The following is a 15755-nucleotide window of genomic DNA, read 5'->3' as shown; positions in this document are numbered from 1 at the left end:
AGATTTCAGTCAAAGAAAAACCCTATTGATTTCTCAATAGGGTTCTTTTTTATGACTAAATACCTGGTAATTAATGTAGGGATGTCACCACAACCATAAAGCCTTTCAATACGGCGGCATTCACCAGGTCAATAAAGAATGCACCAACCATTGGCACAATTAAGAATGCTTTGTGTGATGGTCCAAAACGGCTCGTAATTGCTTGCATATTTGCAACAGCTGTTGGTGTCGCACCAAGACCGAAACCACAGTGACCGGCACTTAACACAACCGCATCATAGTCTTTGCCCATCATGCGATAAGTCACATAGATTGCAAATGCTGCCATTAAAACAACTTGAACCGCTAAAATTACCATTACCGGTAATGCCAAGCCGGCCAATTGCCATAATTTCAAAGACATTAATGCAATAGCCAAGAACAGAGACAAACCAACGTTACCTAACACATCAACGGCCGAATCCGCCACATTAAATTTGAAGATATGAGTTAATGTGTTACGAATGATTACCCCAGTGAATAAGCACCATACAAAGGTAGGTAATGCAAGTGCGGTGCCTTTTGTTTGCGCATCTAAGAATTGACCGATAAGTAAACAACAGGCCAACATAGTGATGGTTTCAATTAATGAACGGGTATTGATTTTACGTTGGAAAGTCGGGTGTTCAAACGCTTCTTGAATGTCGCTATTGTCTTCATTTTCCGGGCTTTCATCACGGTGCATTTTTTTCAATAAATGACGCGCTACCGGTCCACCGATAATCCCACCGGACACCAAACCGAATGTTGCACAGGCCATAGCAAGCTCTGTCGCACCCTGTAAGCCAAATGTTTCAGTAAAGGTTTTGGCCCACGCTGCACCTGTACCATGACCACCGGTTAAGGTAACCGAACCGGCAATCAAACCGTAAGCAGGATCAATCCCAAGCAACAAAGAACCGGCAACACCTACCGTATTTTGTAATGCAATCAAAATCCCTGCGGCAACCACAAAAATAATTAAGGGTTTTCCACCTTTAATCAATCGGGCAAAGTTAGCACTTAAACCGATAGAAGAGAAAAAGACTAACATCATTGATGTTTGTAAATTCGTATCAAAGGTAAAAGAAATACCCCAACCTTGATATAACATCGTTAAGATGATCGCGACAAGAAAACCGCCAACAACAGGTTCCGGAATATTGTAGTTTTTTAATAGGGAGATACGTTTTACTAAAAAGTATCCTAGCAAGAGCACAAAGCCTGCCAAAGCAAGGGTTTCATAGGTATTAAAATTCATAGAACAGCCTCTTTCTGATGATTATTTATACGAAATCATCGTTGATGATTTTATATAAAATAAATTTATGCGAAGAATAAAAATTTCTATTAATCACAAAAGGAATTTCAATTTAACAGAAAAAAAACATCGCTTCTACAAAAAACTCAAAAAGATTTTCTCAATTTCTAACTATTTAACCAAAATGTGACCGGTCCCTCATTTACTAGACTGACTTGCATGTCCGCTGCAAATCGGCCGCATTCCACGTTCACTTTTTCACCGCACTTTTGTGCAAAATATTCATAAAGTTCGTTTGCTAACGATGGTGTTGCGCCTTTGGAAAAGCTCGGACGAAGCCCTTTTTGTGTATCCGCCACCAACGTAAATTGCGACACCACCAAGACTTCACCAGCCACTTGTTGTACGTTCAAATTCATCTTGTCATCTGCATCGCTGAAAACACGATAATTCAGGACTTTCTCCGCCAACTTATCTACCTTGTGTCGGTCATCATCCTTTTCCACGCCTAACAGCACCAGCAGACCTTTGCCAATTTGCCCAACAATTTCACCGTCAACTTCCACTTTTGCACTGGAGACACGCTGAATTAATGCGATCATTTTGTTTCCTCACTTTGTTCCAAATTCATCATTTTTTTCGACCGCACTTCTTCCAATACTGCCGCTAATTGTGCGCCGAGTAATACCACCGTCCAGCTTAACTGAATCCATAGCAACATGATTGGTAAGGTGGCCATGGCGCCATAAATTAATTGATAAGACGGGAACGTCACGATATACCAAGCAAACGCCTGCTTACCCAAGGTAAAAAACACAGCGGCAATCAGCGCACCTGCGGCAGAATGTTTGATACTAACTTTCTTATTCGGTACCACCATGTAAATCAGGGTAAAAATAAACCACGTGGATAAAAACGGCACAAAACTCAACAGTTTTAAACCGAAAGAAAAGTTTGATGCGCTCTCAAACATGGTTTTCACATAAGCACTGGCGGCAATACTGACGCCAACTAACAGCGGGCCAAGTGTCAGAATCAACCAATAAATCGCAAAAGACGTAAAAATCGGTCGCGTGCCGGTATCATGCCAAATGCTGTTTAGCGTGCGATCGATAGAATTAATCAACATTAGTGCCACGACAATCAAGCTGATAATCCCCACCGCACTCATTTTTTTGGAATTATTCACAAATTCATCAATGTACTGACCCACCATGTCACTTGCCGACGGGGCAAAATTGGTGAAAATAAACTCTTTCAACGCCCCCGTTACTTCATTAAATACCGGAAATGCCGAAAAAATAGAAAACACCACCATAATCAACGGCACAATGGCAAGCATGGTGCTGTAAGTTAAATAACCGGCGGCTTGGGTTAATTTATTCTGATTAAAACGCTGCCAAAAGATCGTACAAAACGTTTTCCACTCAATCATAAAAAGCCTCCGCAACAATGCTTAAATTTTTTGCCGGAACCGCACACGCAAGGTTGTTTCATCGTCGGTAGCGGCACGGTTGGATCGACAAAATACCAACGCTCGTCAATTTTCACAAAAATCGACCGCTCATGATGCGTCTGTTCCCCCTCCTCACCTTGAAAAACGGCGTTAAATTCCACCGCACTTTGGGTTTTCGTTAAGCTTTCCGTGTTCAAAATTTTTAATCCGACCCATTGTGTTTCCTCCGCCCATGTTTGAATAGCTTGTACGTTGAGTAACCCCTGTTGGCTTGGTACGGTGGTTTCCACAATATAAGGTACATTTTTCAACACATAAGCGGCATAGCGGGAACGCATGAGTTGCTCAGCGGTTTCAGGGAATTGCGTATGTGTATGAAAACGCCTACAACAATCCTCGTAAGATTTATTTGACTGACAAGGGCAAATCGAATCTAAAAGTGCGGTCATATTTAGCTCTGTTTTTCTTGTAATTTCATCAGTTGTGAATTTAACGAACGCTTAAAGGCCGGTGCCAACACCTCAAGCGCCAAGGCTTGTTCTAACTCGTCCGTGTGTTCGGGGGCTGACAATAAACGGTTCAAATGGCGAATGGTAAATCCAGGATGCGGACGGCTCAACAATACCAGCCGATCACCTTTATGGATGACGCCCGCTTGTACCACCCGTACATACCAGCCCGACCAGCCGGAACGATACACGGTTTGTTGTGTATTCGAATTGTTGGTATTTTTCGACAAACGCTCACAAGGTTTACGCGGCTGCGACACTTCCACCACGCAAGAACCGATTTGAAAACGATCTCCTACGCATACGGAATCTTCATTCAATTCAGAAACCACAAAATTCTCGCCGTAAACCGCAGTGCCTTGATAAGAAAAATTTTCATCCAATAACGCATTTAACGCAGGGAAAGAATCTGCCGACATAAAAAAAAGCGCCTTATCCACGCCGCCGTGATGGGCTTTTAATCCCACATCATTGCCTTCCGCACCGAGCGAATGAATATTCACAGCTTCTACCGGTTGCTTGCGAATGGCGCTTTCATAACACGAACCATCCGCAAATGTTAAAGACTGCACTTGACCGATTTTAATCACTAAAATTTCCGCATTGGACATACGTCACCCCAAACTGCATAAATGAAAGGAGGTAAATTATACCGTAAAAACATAATCTTTTTTGACCGCACTGGCTTTTTTAAATATCATGCCTCGCTTAATACGCAATCAATTAGGAATGAAAATATGCAATATTTACTCGCCCAAACCAGCCAAAACCAACAACTTGGTATCACCGCGAAAATGGCGAACCGCCACGGTTTAATCGCCGGCGCCACCGGCACAGGTAAAACCGTGACATTACGCAAAATGGCGGAAGCCTTTAGTGACGACGGCGTGCCTGTGTTTTTAGTGGATGTGAAAGGCGACCTTTCCGGCTTAGTGCAACCGGGTGCGATGCAGGGCAAAATTGCCGAGCGTATCGAACAATTCAATTTAGGCGGTGAAAGCTATTTAAGCGGCTACCCAGTCTCCTTCTGGGATGTGTTCGGCGAAACCGGCATTCCGCTACGCACCACCATTTCCGAAATGGGGCCGTTGTTGCTCTCCCGTTTATTAAACCTCAACGCGACGCAAGAAGGCTTGCTCAACCTCGTGTTCCGTGTGGCGGATGACAAAGGCTTATTGCTTATCGACCTAAAAGACCTGCGTGCTATGTTGAAATATGTAGCGGAAAATGCCAAAACCTTCCAAGTGGAATATGGCAACGTGTCCGCCGCCAGCGTGGGCGCCATTCAACGTGCCTTATTAACCTTAGAAAACGAAGGTGCGGCCAATTTATTCGGCGAGCCTGCACTAAATTTGGATGATTGGCTACAAACCCGTGATGGACGCGGTGTTATCAATGTACTGAATTCGGAAAAGCTCATTAACTCTCCGCGTATGTACAGTGCATTCTTGCTTTGGTTGATGGCAGAGTTGTTTGAACAGCTACCGGAAGTGGGCGATCCCGACAAACCGAAATTCGTGATGTTCTTTGACGAAGCGCATTTGCTGTTTGACGGCGCACCAAGCGTATTAGTAGATAAAGTAGAACAGGTTGTGCGTTTGATTCGTTCCAAAGGCGTGGGCATTTATTTCGTGACCCAAAACCCATTGGATTTACCGGATACCGTACTTGGTCAATTAGGCAACCGCGTGCAACACGCCTTGCGCGCCTTTACGCCACGCGATCAAAAGGCCGTGAAATCAGCCGCGGAAACCTTCCGTTCCAACCCAAACATTAATGTGGTTGAAACCATTTCAACACTCGGCGTAGGTCAGGCATTAGTCTCGTTCTTAGATGAAAAAGGCATGCCGACACCGGTGGAAATTGCTTACATTTTCCCACCGAAAAGCCAACTCGCGCCGATTACTGCCGAACAACGCACCGCTTGGGTGAAAGACGACGATTTGTATGCCTTCTATAAAGATTATGTGGATAACGAATCTGCTTTTGAGGTGTTAAACCAACAAGCGGATTTAGCCGCTGTAGCGCAAAAACAAGCGGAACAGGCCAAGCAGGAAGAAGAAAACGGCATTATGGGTAGCCTTAGCCGCATGATTTTCGGCACCAAAAAACGCGGTGAACAACTGACCGTAACGGAAGAGCTGGTCAGCGGCGTCGCCAAAGCCGTAGGACGCAACATCCGCAGCCAAATCACCAAACAAATTATGCGTGGCATTTTGGGCGCGCTTAAGAAGTAAAATTCATCATAAAAAATAACCGCACTTTGATCTGAACAACCAAAGTGCGGTTATTTTTTCCGCTGTTTTTAGGGGAATTATTCCACCGTGACGGCTTTCGCTAAATTACGTGGCTGATCCACATCGGTGCCTTTAATGAGCGCAATGTGATAGGCCAACAGCTGCATCGGTACCGTGTAATAAATCGGCGCGGTGATTTCGCTTACCGTCGGCATGGTGATAATTTTCATGCCATCGGCTTCGGTAAATCCGGCTTCTTTATCAGCGAAAACATACAACTGACCGCCGCGTGCGCGAACTTCCTCAATATTGGATTTGATTTTCTCCAGTAATTCATTGTTTGGTGCCACCACAATCACCGGCATATCGGCGTCAATTAATGCTAACGGACCGTGTTTCAATTCGCCGGCAGCATAGGCTTCCGCATGAATATAAGAAATTTCTTTTAATTTTAGCGAGGCTTCCATGGCTATCGGATAAAACGCGCCTCGGCCTAAAAATAATGCATGGTTCTTTTCAGCAAAATCTTCCGCGAGCTGTTCAATGTGTTGATCAAAAGCCAGGGCTTTTTCAATTTCTGCCGGTAACGCCTCTAACGCTTTCACGATATCCTGTTCTTTCTCTGCTGAGATAGCACCTTTCGCTTTACCGACCGCAACCACCAACATTAATAACGCGGTTAACTGTGTCGTAAAGGCTTTGGTGGACGCGACGCCGATTTCCACGCCTGCACGGGTCATAAAGGCTAAATCCGATTCGCGCACCAACGAGGAGCTGGCCACGTTACAAATGGTCATGGCCGCCATGTAACCTTTTTGTTTTGCCAAGCGTAATGCCGCCAAGGTATCAGCGGTTTCACCTGATTGAGAAATGGTGACCAATAAACTGTTCGGACGGGTCACAAACTTGCGATAGCGAAATTCGGAGGCAATTTCCACATCGCAACTGATGCCGGCTAAGCTTTCAAACCAATAACGTGCCACCATACCAGAATTATACGAGGTACCACAGGCCACGATTTGGATGTGTTCTACATTTTCTAAAATCGCTTTTGCCCCATTGCCAATGGATTCAATGACTAAATTATCATGTGTCAAACGCCCTTGCATGGTGTTTACCAGTGCGGTCGGTTGTTCGTAAATTTCTTTCTGCATGTAGTGACGGAATTTTCCTTTCTCTGCCGCATCATTCTCAGCATTGGAATCATTCATACCACGTTCCACTTTATTACCATCGCGATCGTAAATATCCACAGAACGGCGGGTAATTTCCGCAATATCCCCTTCTTCTAAATAAATAAAACGGCGGGTGACACTTAATAATGCAAGTTGGTCGGAGGCGAGGAAATTTTCACCTATCCCTAAACCAATCACTAATGGGCTACCGGAACGAGCCGCCACTAAATGTTCCGGATGCATGCGATCCATCACGACCATACCATACGCGCCGGTCAGTTGCTTCACGACTTTTTGTACCGCAACCAATAAACTTTCTGTACTGCGCATTTCCCATTCCACCAAATGCGCAATCACCTCTGTGTCGGTTTGAGAAGTAAAAATATAACCACGGGATTTTAGCAATGTCCGTAATTCTTCATAATTTTCGATAATGCCGTTATGCACTACGGCGAAATTACCGGAAACGTGCGGATGGGCGTTATCTTCTGAAGGCGCACCATGGGTTGCCCAACGGGTATGCGCAATGCCGGTGCCCCCAATAATCGGCGATTTTTCTACCGCCTCATCAAGCGCTTTAACTTTACCTAAACAACGAATACGTCGTAATTCGTGCTGTGCATCCACCACGGCTAAACCGGCCGAGTCATAACCGCGATATTCAAGGCGATGTAATCCGTTAATTAAAATTTCTGCCACATCACGTTGAGCGACTGTACCAACAATTCCACACATAAATTTTGCTCTCCTAAATTCAATTTAAAAAACACTCAGCAAAACAACCGCACTTTTAAGCACAAATGACTTCCACGCCATGTGCCTCTATGCGTTTTTTACTTTCTTCCGACAACAAATTGTCCGTAATCAATACATCAATTTGTTGCCATACCAATTCAACGTTAGGCATCTTCCGCCCTATTTTTTGTGATTCCACCATCACAATTACTTCGCGAGCCACCTCTGCCATCACTTGACTTAAACCAACTAACTCGTTAAACGTTGTCGTTCCCCGTTCAAAATCAATTCCATCAGCACCGATAAACAGCTGGTCAAAGTTATAAGAACGCAATACCTGCTCCGCCACTTTACCTTGAAAAGACTCTGAAGCTTTATCCCATGTCCCCCCCGTCATTAATAAGGTGGGCTCATTTTCTAGAGAACGCAGTTCATTCGCCACATACATAGAATTGGTCATCACCACCAATCCTTGCTTGTTGTTCAACTGTTTAATCAACGCCGCCGTTGTGGTGCCGCTATCAATAATAATGCGATTGTGATCTAAAATACGTTCGGCTGCCCGTTTAGCAATGGACAACTTTCGTTCCGAAAGAAAATCTTCCTGTTCATCCTCAATGAGTTCTTGTGGCATCAAGATCGCACCACCGTAACGGCGTACTAAGAAACCGTTGTTTTCTAAAACAGTTAAATCTTTACGAATTGTTACTTCCGAGGTATCAAACAGCTGAACAAGCTGTTCAACACTGACTTCTCCACGCTCAAGCAATAACTGCATGATGCCATGGCGGCGTTGTTGGGTATTGCGAGGCTGAATGTGTCGTTTAGTCATTTCCAAACCAAAATAGTTCCAGTTAAATTTCGGTTCGAAAGTTTATAGCCATTTAGAAAGGATGTAAATAAAAAGATAGGCAACAAAAAACCCTGTTTACTAGAAACAGGGTTTAAAGATTAAATATCAGAACTAATTATTTAACAGCATCTTTTAATGCTTTACCAGAAACGAATGCCGGCACTTTAGAAGCCGCAATTTTAATTTCTGCGCCAGTTTGCGGATTACGACCGGTACGTTCTTTGCGCGCGTTTACTTTAAATGTACCGAAACCGATTAATTGTACGGCATCACCTTTCTTTAAACTTTCGGTGATTGCATCTAAAGTTGCTTCTAAAGCTGCTTTAGCTTGTTTTTTATTTAATTCAGCGGCGCTTGCAATAGCATCAATTAAATCTGTTTTGTTCATAGATTAGTACCTTCTATTTTTAAAAATTTAACAGTGGCTGAATATGTATTTTAAGATACCTTATTCAATAAGCCAGAATCACTGCAGTGAGTGCAGGCAAAGCTTAATCTAAGTTGCCTTGAAAACAAAGCAGGATTTTTAAAATTTGTGGAAAAAATCACATTATTGGTCAATTTTCACACAAATATTTGAAACTCCCACCTCGCGTAACTCATTTTTTAAATCAGAAATCAACTCAACGTTGTGTTTTTCAGCCTCTTTCAATGCACGATAAATCTGCCATTGCACGTCTAATTCCTGCTGAATTTCTTCCGTTTCCTTTAATTCTGCTTCGGATAATTCACGGCCATTTTGCTCGACTAATAAATCTGCCACCGTTTGCAGAGAAAGTTCACTCAATTTAACCGCTTGCATACATGAATCGCCGGCAATGATCGTATGCAACACTTCAGCAAGCCCCTCACAGGCATCCAACGCCGGTACAACACCGTAAAAATCATAGTCATTCACATCGGGAATAATGTTTTCTAACTTCTCTAACTGATTTTCAAAATTAATGTTAGCATCTTTAACCGTTAAATATTCCCACACTAAATTCAAAATATTGTGATATACCTTGGCGTTTTGTGGCTGTTCTGTGATTTGGCAGAATAAATGGTAGTTGGGATACATTCGCTCACACAAGCACGCCATAAAAGTTAAATGTTGCCAAGTAGCGAGATTTTCTAAACGTTTCTGAATCGGATTTCGCATCATTTTTTCTCCGCACTTTAGCGATGATAAGGTTTAGAGAGCTGATGTACGGCATCCACCAACACTTTCGGGCTTTCTTCCGGCACATCCTGATGAATGCCATGCCCAAGGTTAAATACATGGCCGCTCCCTTCACCAAACGCCGCTAAAATTGACCGCACTTCGTCTTCAATTCGGTCGGCAGGCGCATAGAGTACGCTCGGATCCATGTTGCCTTGTAATGCCACTTTATGCCCTACGCGACGACGTGCCTCAGCAATATCCACCGTCCAATCCAAGCCTACCGCATCACAACCGGTGTCGGCAATGGCTTCTAACCATAATCCGCCACCTTTGGTAAATAAGGTGACCGGCACACGACGCCCCTCATGCTCGCGAATCAAACCATCTACGATTTTGTGCATATAACGCAAGGAAAACTCCGGATATTCACGATGCGCCAACACGCCGCCCCACGTATCAAACACCATGACCGCCTGGGCGCCGGCTTTAATTTGCGCATTTAAGTAAAGAATCACGCTGTCTGCCAGTTTATCTAACAAGGCGTGTAATAAGTGCGGTTCGCTATACAGCATTTTTTTAATTTTCGTAAAGGCTTTCGAAGATCCGCCTTCTACCATATAAGTGGCCAATGTCCACGGACTCCCGGAAAAGCCGATAAGGGGCACTTCTCCATTGAGTTCACGACGAATCGTGCGCACCGCATTCATCACATATTGCAGTTCTTGTTCCGGATCCGGAATAGGTAAATTTTCCACCGCACTTTTGCTATCAATAACCCGTTCAAATTTCGGCCCTTCACCGGCGCCAAAGCTTAAGCCGAGCCCCATGGCATCAGGAATCGTTAAAATATCAGAAAATAAAATCGCGGCATCCAAAGCATAACGGCGCAACGGTTGTAATGTCACTTCACAGGCTAAATCTGCATTACGACACAAGGACATAAAATCACCGGCTTGCGCACGAGTGGCTTTGTATTCCGGCAAATAACGCCCCGCTTGGCGCATCATCCAAATCGGCGTCATATCCACAGGTTGGCGTAAAAGGGCTCTTAAATAACGGTCATTTTTTAATGTGCTCATAAAACCTCATGATTTATTTTTATCTTGTTGACATAAAACAAGCGTTGCTTCAATTAATTTACGCGCAATAGTGCCATGTGGCGGCAATTCAGGCAAAGGCTGTTCGCAATCAAACCACTGCGCATCATAGATTTCTTCCGGTTGGACGTGAATTTCTCCTGCTGCGTAATCAGCCAAAAAACCCACCATTTGCGAATTAGGAAATGCCCACGGCTGATTGCCAACATAGCGTAAATTTTTCACTTTAATCTGTGTTTCTTCCCAAATTTCACGGTGTACAGCCTCTTCAAAGGTTTCACCCACTTCCACAAAACCTGCCAGCGTCGTGTACATACCGCCTTTGTGGCGCATATGATTTGCTAACAAAATTTGCGAACCGCGCCGAACGGCAACAATCACACAAGGGCAGATTACAGGATAAGTACGAAAGCCGCAAACTTGACATTGTACCGCCCATTCATCCGATTTTTGTTCGGTTTTGCCACCGCACTTGCCACAAAATTGATGCGTTTGGTAAAAATGATTTAATTCTACGCCACGAGCAAGCAGATTAAATTGTTCCTGTGGTAATGACAGCTGATCGCGTAAGGAAAAATACGCACACGCATCGTTCGGTTGAGGCTCCACGAGATATAACGGTTGCGCTGACCACTCGCCAAGAAAAAGCGCATGATGCCCTGTTAAACCTAATTCAGCCGCAGAACCAAAAGGAAGATTGCCATCAACAAGATGTATGGTGGAACCCTGCGTAAAAAGCCAAAAACCCTTGTCTTCAGCTTGAATTAATTTCATTTTTTAATACCCGTTTACATACGTGAAAAACGCTTAAATTTTTCACCGCACTTTGTTGTTCTAAGAAGAAAAAAGTGCGGTCATTATAAAAGGTATTTTTTTATTTAGCGAATTATGCCCATAAAAAAACCCGAGGTTTAGCTCGGGTTTTTATACGAGGGAATATTATTCCGCATGCTCGTCATCTTCTACCATGTTTAACATTTCAGTTAAGCTGGCGGAAGCATCTTCAGAAGTCATAACGAATTCAGAAGCAATTTCTTCTTCATCCGCGGCCGATAATCTTAGCGGCACTTCTTCATCAGCGATAACTGCCGGGTTTTTGTGACGATTTTGGTGATACGCAAAACCGGTACCCGCCGGGATCAGACGACCCACGATGACGTTTTCTTTCAAGCCGCGTAATTCATCGCGTTTACCTGCTACTGCTGCTTCCGTTAACACACGTGTGGTTTCTTGGAAGGATGCCGCAGAGATGAAGGACTCGGTTGCCAAGGACGCTTTGGTAATACCCAATAATTCACGTTCAAATTCCACCGGTGGTTTGCCTTCCGCTTCACGTTTACGGTTAACGATTTTCACACGAGCCACTTCCACTTGTTCCCCTTCAAGGAATTCGGAGTCGTAAGCTTTGGTGACGATCGCTTTACGTAACATTTGGCGTACGATAACTTCGATGTGTTTATCGTTAATTTTTACCCCTTGTAAGCGGTAAACTTCTTGGACTTCATTCACGATATATTCGGTTACCGCGTGTACACCGCGCAAACGTAAGATGTCATGTGGTGTTTCCGCACCGTCGGAGATTAAATCACCGCGCTCTACCATTTCACCTTCGAATACGTTCAATTGACGCCATTTTGGAATCATTTCTTCGTACACTTCGCCTTCTGCCGGGGTAATCAACAAGCGACGTTTACCTTTGGTTTCTTTACCGAAGGACACAATACCGGAGATTTCCGCTAAAATCGCAGGCTCTTTCGGTTTACGCGCTTCAAACAAGTCTGCCACGCGAGGAAGACCACCGGTAATATCTTTCGTTCCTACGGATTCTTGCGGAATACGTGCTAACGGATCACCGACATGCACTTCTGTGCCGTCATCTAAGGTCACGATAGCTTTACTTGGTAAGAAGTATTGCGCTACAACATCAGTACCTGGAACAACAATATCATTACCTTTGTCATCAACCAGTTTAATCGCCGGACGTAAGTCTTTACCTGCTGTTGCACGTTCACCCACGTCTTGCACCACGATAGAAGAAAGACCGGTTAATTCGTCGGTTTGACGGGTAACAGTTAAACCATCCACGATATCCACGAATTTTACAAAACCGCTCACTTCAGAGATAACCGGCATAGTATGCGGATCCCAGTTCGCAATGGTTTCACCGGCATTTACATCTTGCTGATCGCCTTTGTTCAAAATGGCACCGTAAGGCACTTTATAGTGTTCTTTGGTACGACCGAAGGTATCCACAACGGTTAATTCGGTATTACGAGAGGTTAGCACCAATTTACCTTCGTTATTTGTAACGAATTTCGCATTGGCCAAACGCAATGTACCGTTGTTTTTCACTTGTACGCTAGACTCTTTGGCTGCTGCAGATGCCGCACCACCGATGTGGAACGTACGCATCGTTAACTGTGTTCCCGGCTCACCGATAGATTGTGCCGCAATAACACCCACGGCTTCACCTTGGTTAATCAGGTGACCGCGCGCTAAGTCACGACCGTAACATTTCGCACACACGCCAAAGTCGGTATTACAGGTTACAACAGAACGTACCTTCACGCTGTCCACAGAATTTTCGTCTAATACGTCACACAATTTTTCATCTAATAAGGTATTGCGTGGAATTAACACTTCTTCTGAGCCAGGTTTTAAGATGTCTTCAGCGACGACACGACCTAAAACTTGTTCGCGTAGAGGCACTTTTTCATCGCCACCCTCAATTAACGGGGTCATCACGATACCTTCGTGTGTACCACAGTCATCTTCTACGATAACGAGGTCTTGCGCTACGTCAACCAAACGACGGGTTAAGTAACCGGAGTTCGCTGTTTTCAACGCGGTATCCGCCAAACCTTTACGCGCACCGTGGGTAGAAATAAAGTATTGTAAAACGTTCAAGCCTTCACGGAAGTTTGCCGTAATCGGGGTTTCGATAATCGAACCGTCCGGACGAGCCATCAAACCACGCATACCCGCTAACTGACGAATCTGTGCCGCAGAACCACGCGCACCGGAATCCGCCATCATAAAGATGCTGTTGAAGGACGCTTGTTTTTCCGGTTTCCCTTCACGGTTCATCACTTCTTCCGTTGAAAGGTTTTCCATCATGGCTTTAGCAACACGTTCGTTGGCGGCGGCCCAAATATCGATCACTTTGTTATAGCGCTCACCGGCAGTCACAAGACCAGATTGGAATTGTTCCTGAATTTCAGCCACTTCTTCTTCCGCCGCAGAAATAATTTCGTATTTCTTCGCCGGAATGACCATATCGTCGATACCAACGGAAGAACCAGAACGTGCTGCATAAGCAAAACCGGTATACATAATGTGGTCAGCAAACATAACGCTGGCTTTCAAGCCTAAACGACGATAGCTTTCGTTAATTAACTTAGAAATCGCTTTTTTACCAAGTGTTTGGTTAAACAAGCTAAACGGCATACCTTTCGGTGCAATCATCCATAAAATCGCACGACCGATAGTGGTATCGGTTAACGTCGTTTTGGATTCAAACTCACCGACTTCGTTTTTCACATACTCAGTAATACGTACTTTCACGCGAGAATGTAATTCTGCTTGACCGGTACGATAGGCTTTTTCTGCTTCGCGCGGGTCTTGCAATAACATGCCTTCACCTTTGCCGTTCACTTTTTCACGAGTCATGTAGTAAAGACCCAACACCACGTCTTGTGATGGAACGATAATCGGATCACCGTTCGCCGGAGAAAGGATGTTGTTCGTAGACATCATTAACGCGCGCGCTTCTAATTGCGCTTCCAAGGTTAATGGTACGTGTACCGCCATTTGGTCACCATCGAAGTCCGCGTTGAACGCCGCACAAACAAGTGGGTGTAATTGAATCGCTTTACCTTCGATTAAGATCGGTTCAAATGCTTGAATCCCCAAACGGTGCAATGTTGGTGCACGGTTCAATAGAATCGGGTGCTCACGAATAACTTCAGCCAAGATATCCCAAACGATAGCGTCTTCACGCTCCACCATTTTCTTCGCGGCTTTAATCGTTGTCGCATAACCACGGCTTTCTAATTTTGCATAGATAAACGGACGGAATAATTCCAACGCCATTTTCTTCGGCAAACCGCATTGATGTAAGCGTAAGTATGGACCTACGGTAATTACGGAACGACCGGAGTAGTCAACACGTTTACCCAACAAGTTTTGACGGAAACGACCTTGTTTACCTTTAATCATATCCGCTAATGATTTTAACGGACGACGGTTAGAACCGGTAATAGCACGACCGCGACGACCGTTATCTAACAACGCATCAACGGATTCTTGTAACATACGTTTTTCGTTACGCACGATAATATCCGGTGCGATTAAATCCAATAAACGTTTTAAACGGTTGTTACGGTTGATGACACGACGGTATAAATCGTTCAAGTCGGAAGTCGCAAAACGACCGCCATCTAACGGCACTAACGGACGTAAATCCGGTGGAAGCACCGGTAATACGGTCATCACCATCCATTCCGGTTTGTTGCCGGATTGTAAGAAGGCTTCCAATAATTTTAAGCGTTTAGTGATTTTCTTACGTTTGGTTTCGGAATTAGTTTCTTGTAATTCTTCACGTAAATTTTCGCATTCCGCTTCCAAATCGATACCGCGCAATAAGGCTTGAATGGCTTCCGCACCCATTTTGGCATCGAACTCATCTTGCCAACGATCTTCCGCGTCAAGATATTGTTCTTCGGTTAACAACTGACCACGCTCAAGATCGGTCATACCCGGTTCGATCACAATGTAAGATTCAAAATAAAGTACGCGTTCAATATCACGCAACGGCATATCTAACAATAAACCGATACGGGACGGCAGGGATTTTAAGAACCAAATGTGCGCCACCGGTGAGGCCAATTCAATGTGCCCCATACGTTCACGACGAACTTTAGTTTGAGTGACTTCTACGCCACATTTTTCACAAATCACACCGCGGTGTTTTAAGCGTTTGTACTTACCGCACAAACATTCGTAATCTTTTACCGGTCCGAAGATACGGGCACAGAAAAGACCGTCACGTTCCGGTTTAAAGGTACGATAGTTGATTGTTTCAGGTTTTTTAACTTCACCGTATGACCAAGAACGGATCATGTCAGGTGAGGCTAAACCGATTTTAATCACATCAAAATCTTCAGCGGTTTTTGATTGTGCTTTTAAAAACTTAACTAAGTCTTTCACAGATTTGCTCCTGTCGGAGTTAAACTTATTCAAGTGCGGTCGTTTTTCAAAACGTTTTTAAA

Annotated in this window: 13 protein-coding genes; 1 reads left to right on the top strand and 12 read right to left on the bottom strand. The window is 44.3% G+C overall.

Features of this window, described 5'->3' with window-relative positions; genetic code table 11:
* Window positions 1-70 precede the first annotated feature (70 nt).
* From gltS to LQ983_RS06110, 5 genes are all read right to left on the bottom strand, one after another.
* The gene (gene gltS, locus LQ983_RS06130; RefSeq protein ID WP_111305970.1) at window positions 71-1279 is read right to left on the bottom strand and encodes a sodium/glutamate symporter; all 1209 of its coding nucleotides are present in this window, start codon (window positions 1277-1279) and stop codon (window positions 71-73) included.
* A gap of 167 nt (window positions 1280-1446) precedes the next feature.
* Window positions 1447-1881, bottom strand: a complete 435-nt coding sequence (dtd, locus tag LQ983_RS06125) for a D-aminoacyl-tRNA deacylase (RefSeq protein ID WP_230621983.1) — start codon at window positions 1879-1881, stop codon at window positions 1447-1449.
* Entirely contained in the window at window positions 1878-2714 is an 837-nt protein-coding gene (locus LQ983_RS06120) for a virulence factor BrkB family protein (protein ID WP_230621982.1), read from the bottom strand. The genes dtd and LQ983_RS06120 overlap by 4 nt, the downstream gene beginning before the upstream one ends.
* Entirely contained in the window at window positions 2711-3184 is a 474-nt protein-coding gene (locus tag LQ983_RS06115) for a YchJ family protein (protein ID WP_230621981.1), read from the bottom strand. The genes LQ983_RS06120 and LQ983_RS06115 overlap by 4 nt, the downstream gene beginning before the upstream one ends.
* Window positions 3185-3186: 2 nt before the next feature.
* Window positions 3187-3855, bottom strand: coding sequence for an MOSC domain-containing protein (locus tag LQ983_RS06110; RefSeq protein ID WP_230621980.1), 669 nt, complete (start codon window positions 3853-3855; stop codon window positions 3187-3189).
* A gap of 126 nt (window positions 3856-3981) precedes the next feature.
* Between LQ983_RS06110 and LQ983_RS06105 the strand changes: the two genes are divergently transcribed.
* Window positions 3982-5481, top strand: coding sequence for a helicase HerA-like C-terminal domain-containing protein (locus LQ983_RS06105; RefSeq protein ID WP_111305975.1), 1500 nt, complete (start codon window positions 3982-3984; stop codon window positions 5479-5481).
* Between the two features lie 77 nt (window positions 5482-5558).
* On the opposite strand, the gene glmS is transcribed toward LQ983_RS06105, so the two are convergent.
* From glmS to rpoC, 7 genes are all read right to left on the bottom strand, one after another.
* Window positions 5559-7391, bottom strand: coding sequence for a glutamine--fructose-6-phosphate transaminase (isomerizing) (glmS, locus tag LQ983_RS06100; protein WP_230621979.1), 1833 nt, complete (start codon window positions 7389-7391; stop codon window positions 5559-5561).
* 55 nt (window positions 7392-7446) lie between these two features.
* Window positions 7447-8223, bottom strand: coding sequence for a DeoR/GlpR family DNA-binding transcription regulator (locus LQ983_RS06095; protein ID WP_230621978.1), 777 nt, complete (start codon window positions 8221-8223; stop codon window positions 7447-7449).
* Between the two features lie 136 nt (window positions 8224-8359).
* Window positions 8360-8632 carry a nucleoid-associated protein HU-alpha gene (hupA, locus tag LQ983_RS06090; protein WP_109433217.1) on the bottom strand — a complete coding sequence of 91 codons (273 nt, stop codon included), beginning with the start codon at window positions 8630-8632 and terminating at the stop codon, window positions 8360-8362.
* Window positions 8633-8794: 162 nt separating this feature from the next.
* On the bottom strand, window positions 8795-9388 hold the full coding sequence (locus tag LQ983_RS06085; RefSeq protein ID WP_109104095.1) for a YjaG family protein: 594 nt from the start codon (window positions 9386-9388) through the stop codon (window positions 8795-8797).
* Window positions 9389-9402: 14 nt separating this feature from the next.
* Window positions 9403-10467 carry a uroporphyrinogen decarboxylase gene (gene hemE / locus LQ983_RS06080; RefSeq protein WP_230621977.1) on the bottom strand — a complete coding sequence of 355 codons (1065 nt, stop codon included), beginning with the start codon at window positions 10465-10467 and terminating at the stop codon, window positions 9403-9405.
* A gap of 6 nt (window positions 10468-10473) precedes the next feature.
* A complete protein-coding gene (nudC, locus tag LQ983_RS06075) occupies window positions 10474-11259 on the bottom strand; it encodes an NAD(+) diphosphatase (protein ID WP_230621976.1) in 786 nt (261 codons plus the stop codon).
* Window positions 11260-11424: 165 nt separating this feature from the next.
* The gene (gene rpoC / locus LQ983_RS06070; protein WP_230621975.1) at window positions 11425-15693 is read right to left on the bottom strand and encodes a DNA-directed RNA polymerase subunit beta'; all 4269 of its coding nucleotides are present in this window, start codon (window positions 15691-15693) and stop codon (window positions 11425-11427) included.
* Between the last annotated feature and the right edge of the window lie 62 nt (window positions 15694-15755).

Origin of the sequence: Aggregatibacter sp. Marseille-P9115, assembly GCF_920939465.1 — a bacterium.
Lineage (GTDB): Bacteria > Pseudomonadota > Gammaproteobacteria > Enterobacterales > Pasteurellaceae > Aggregatibacter > Aggregatibacter segnis_B.
Note: the sequence above shows the minus strand (reverse complement) of the source record. Positions and strands in the feature narration are given on the sequence as shown.

Excerpts from the sequence above, each read along its gene's own strand:
- hupA (WP_109433217.1), bottom strand. The coding sequence starts at position 8,632 with ATGAACAAAACAGATTTAATTGATGCTATTGCAAGCGCCGCTGAATTA.
- LQ983_RS06115 (WP_230621981.1), bottom strand. The coding sequence starts at position 3,184 with ATGACCGCACTTTTAGATTCGATTTGCCCTTGTCAGTCAAATAAATCT.
- LQ983_RS06120 (WP_230621982.1), bottom strand. The coding sequence starts at position 2,714 with ATGATTGAGTGGAAAACGTTTTGTACGATCTTTTGGCAGCGTTTTAAT.
- hemE (WP_230621977.1), bottom strand. The coding sequence starts at position 10,467 with ATGAGCACATTAAAAAATGACCGTTATTTAAGAGCCCTTTTACGCCAA.
- LQ983_RS06085 (WP_109104095.1), bottom strand. The coding sequence starts at position 9,388 with ATGATGCGAAATCCGATTCAGAAACGTTTAGAAAATCTCGCTACTTGG.
- glmS (WP_230621979.1), bottom strand. The coding sequence starts at position 7,391 with ATGTGTGGAATTGTTGGTACAGTCGCTCAACGTGATGTGGCAGAAATT.
- LQ983_RS06110 (WP_230621980.1), bottom strand. The coding sequence starts at position 3,855 with ATGTCCAATGCGGAAATTTTAGTGATTAAAATCGGTCAAGTGCAGTCT.
- LQ983_RS06095 (WP_230621978.1), bottom strand. The coding sequence starts at position 8,223 with ATGACTAAACGACACATTCAGCCTCGCAATACCCAACAACGCCGCCAT.
- nudC (WP_230621976.1), bottom strand. The coding sequence starts at position 11,259 with ATGAAATTAATTCAAGCTGAAGACAAGGGTTTTTGGCTTTTTACGCAG.
- dtd (WP_230621983.1), bottom strand. The coding sequence starts at position 1,881 with ATGATCGCATTAATTCAGCGTGTCTCCAGTGCAAAAGTGGAAGTTGAC.
- gltS (WP_111305970.1), bottom strand. The coding sequence starts at position 1,279 with ATGAATTTTAATACCTATGAAACCCTTGCTTTGGCAGGCTTTGTGCTC.
- LQ983_RS06105 (WP_111305975.1), top strand. The coding sequence starts at position 3,982 with ATGCAATATTTACTCGCCCAAACCAGCCAAAACCAACAACTTGGTATC.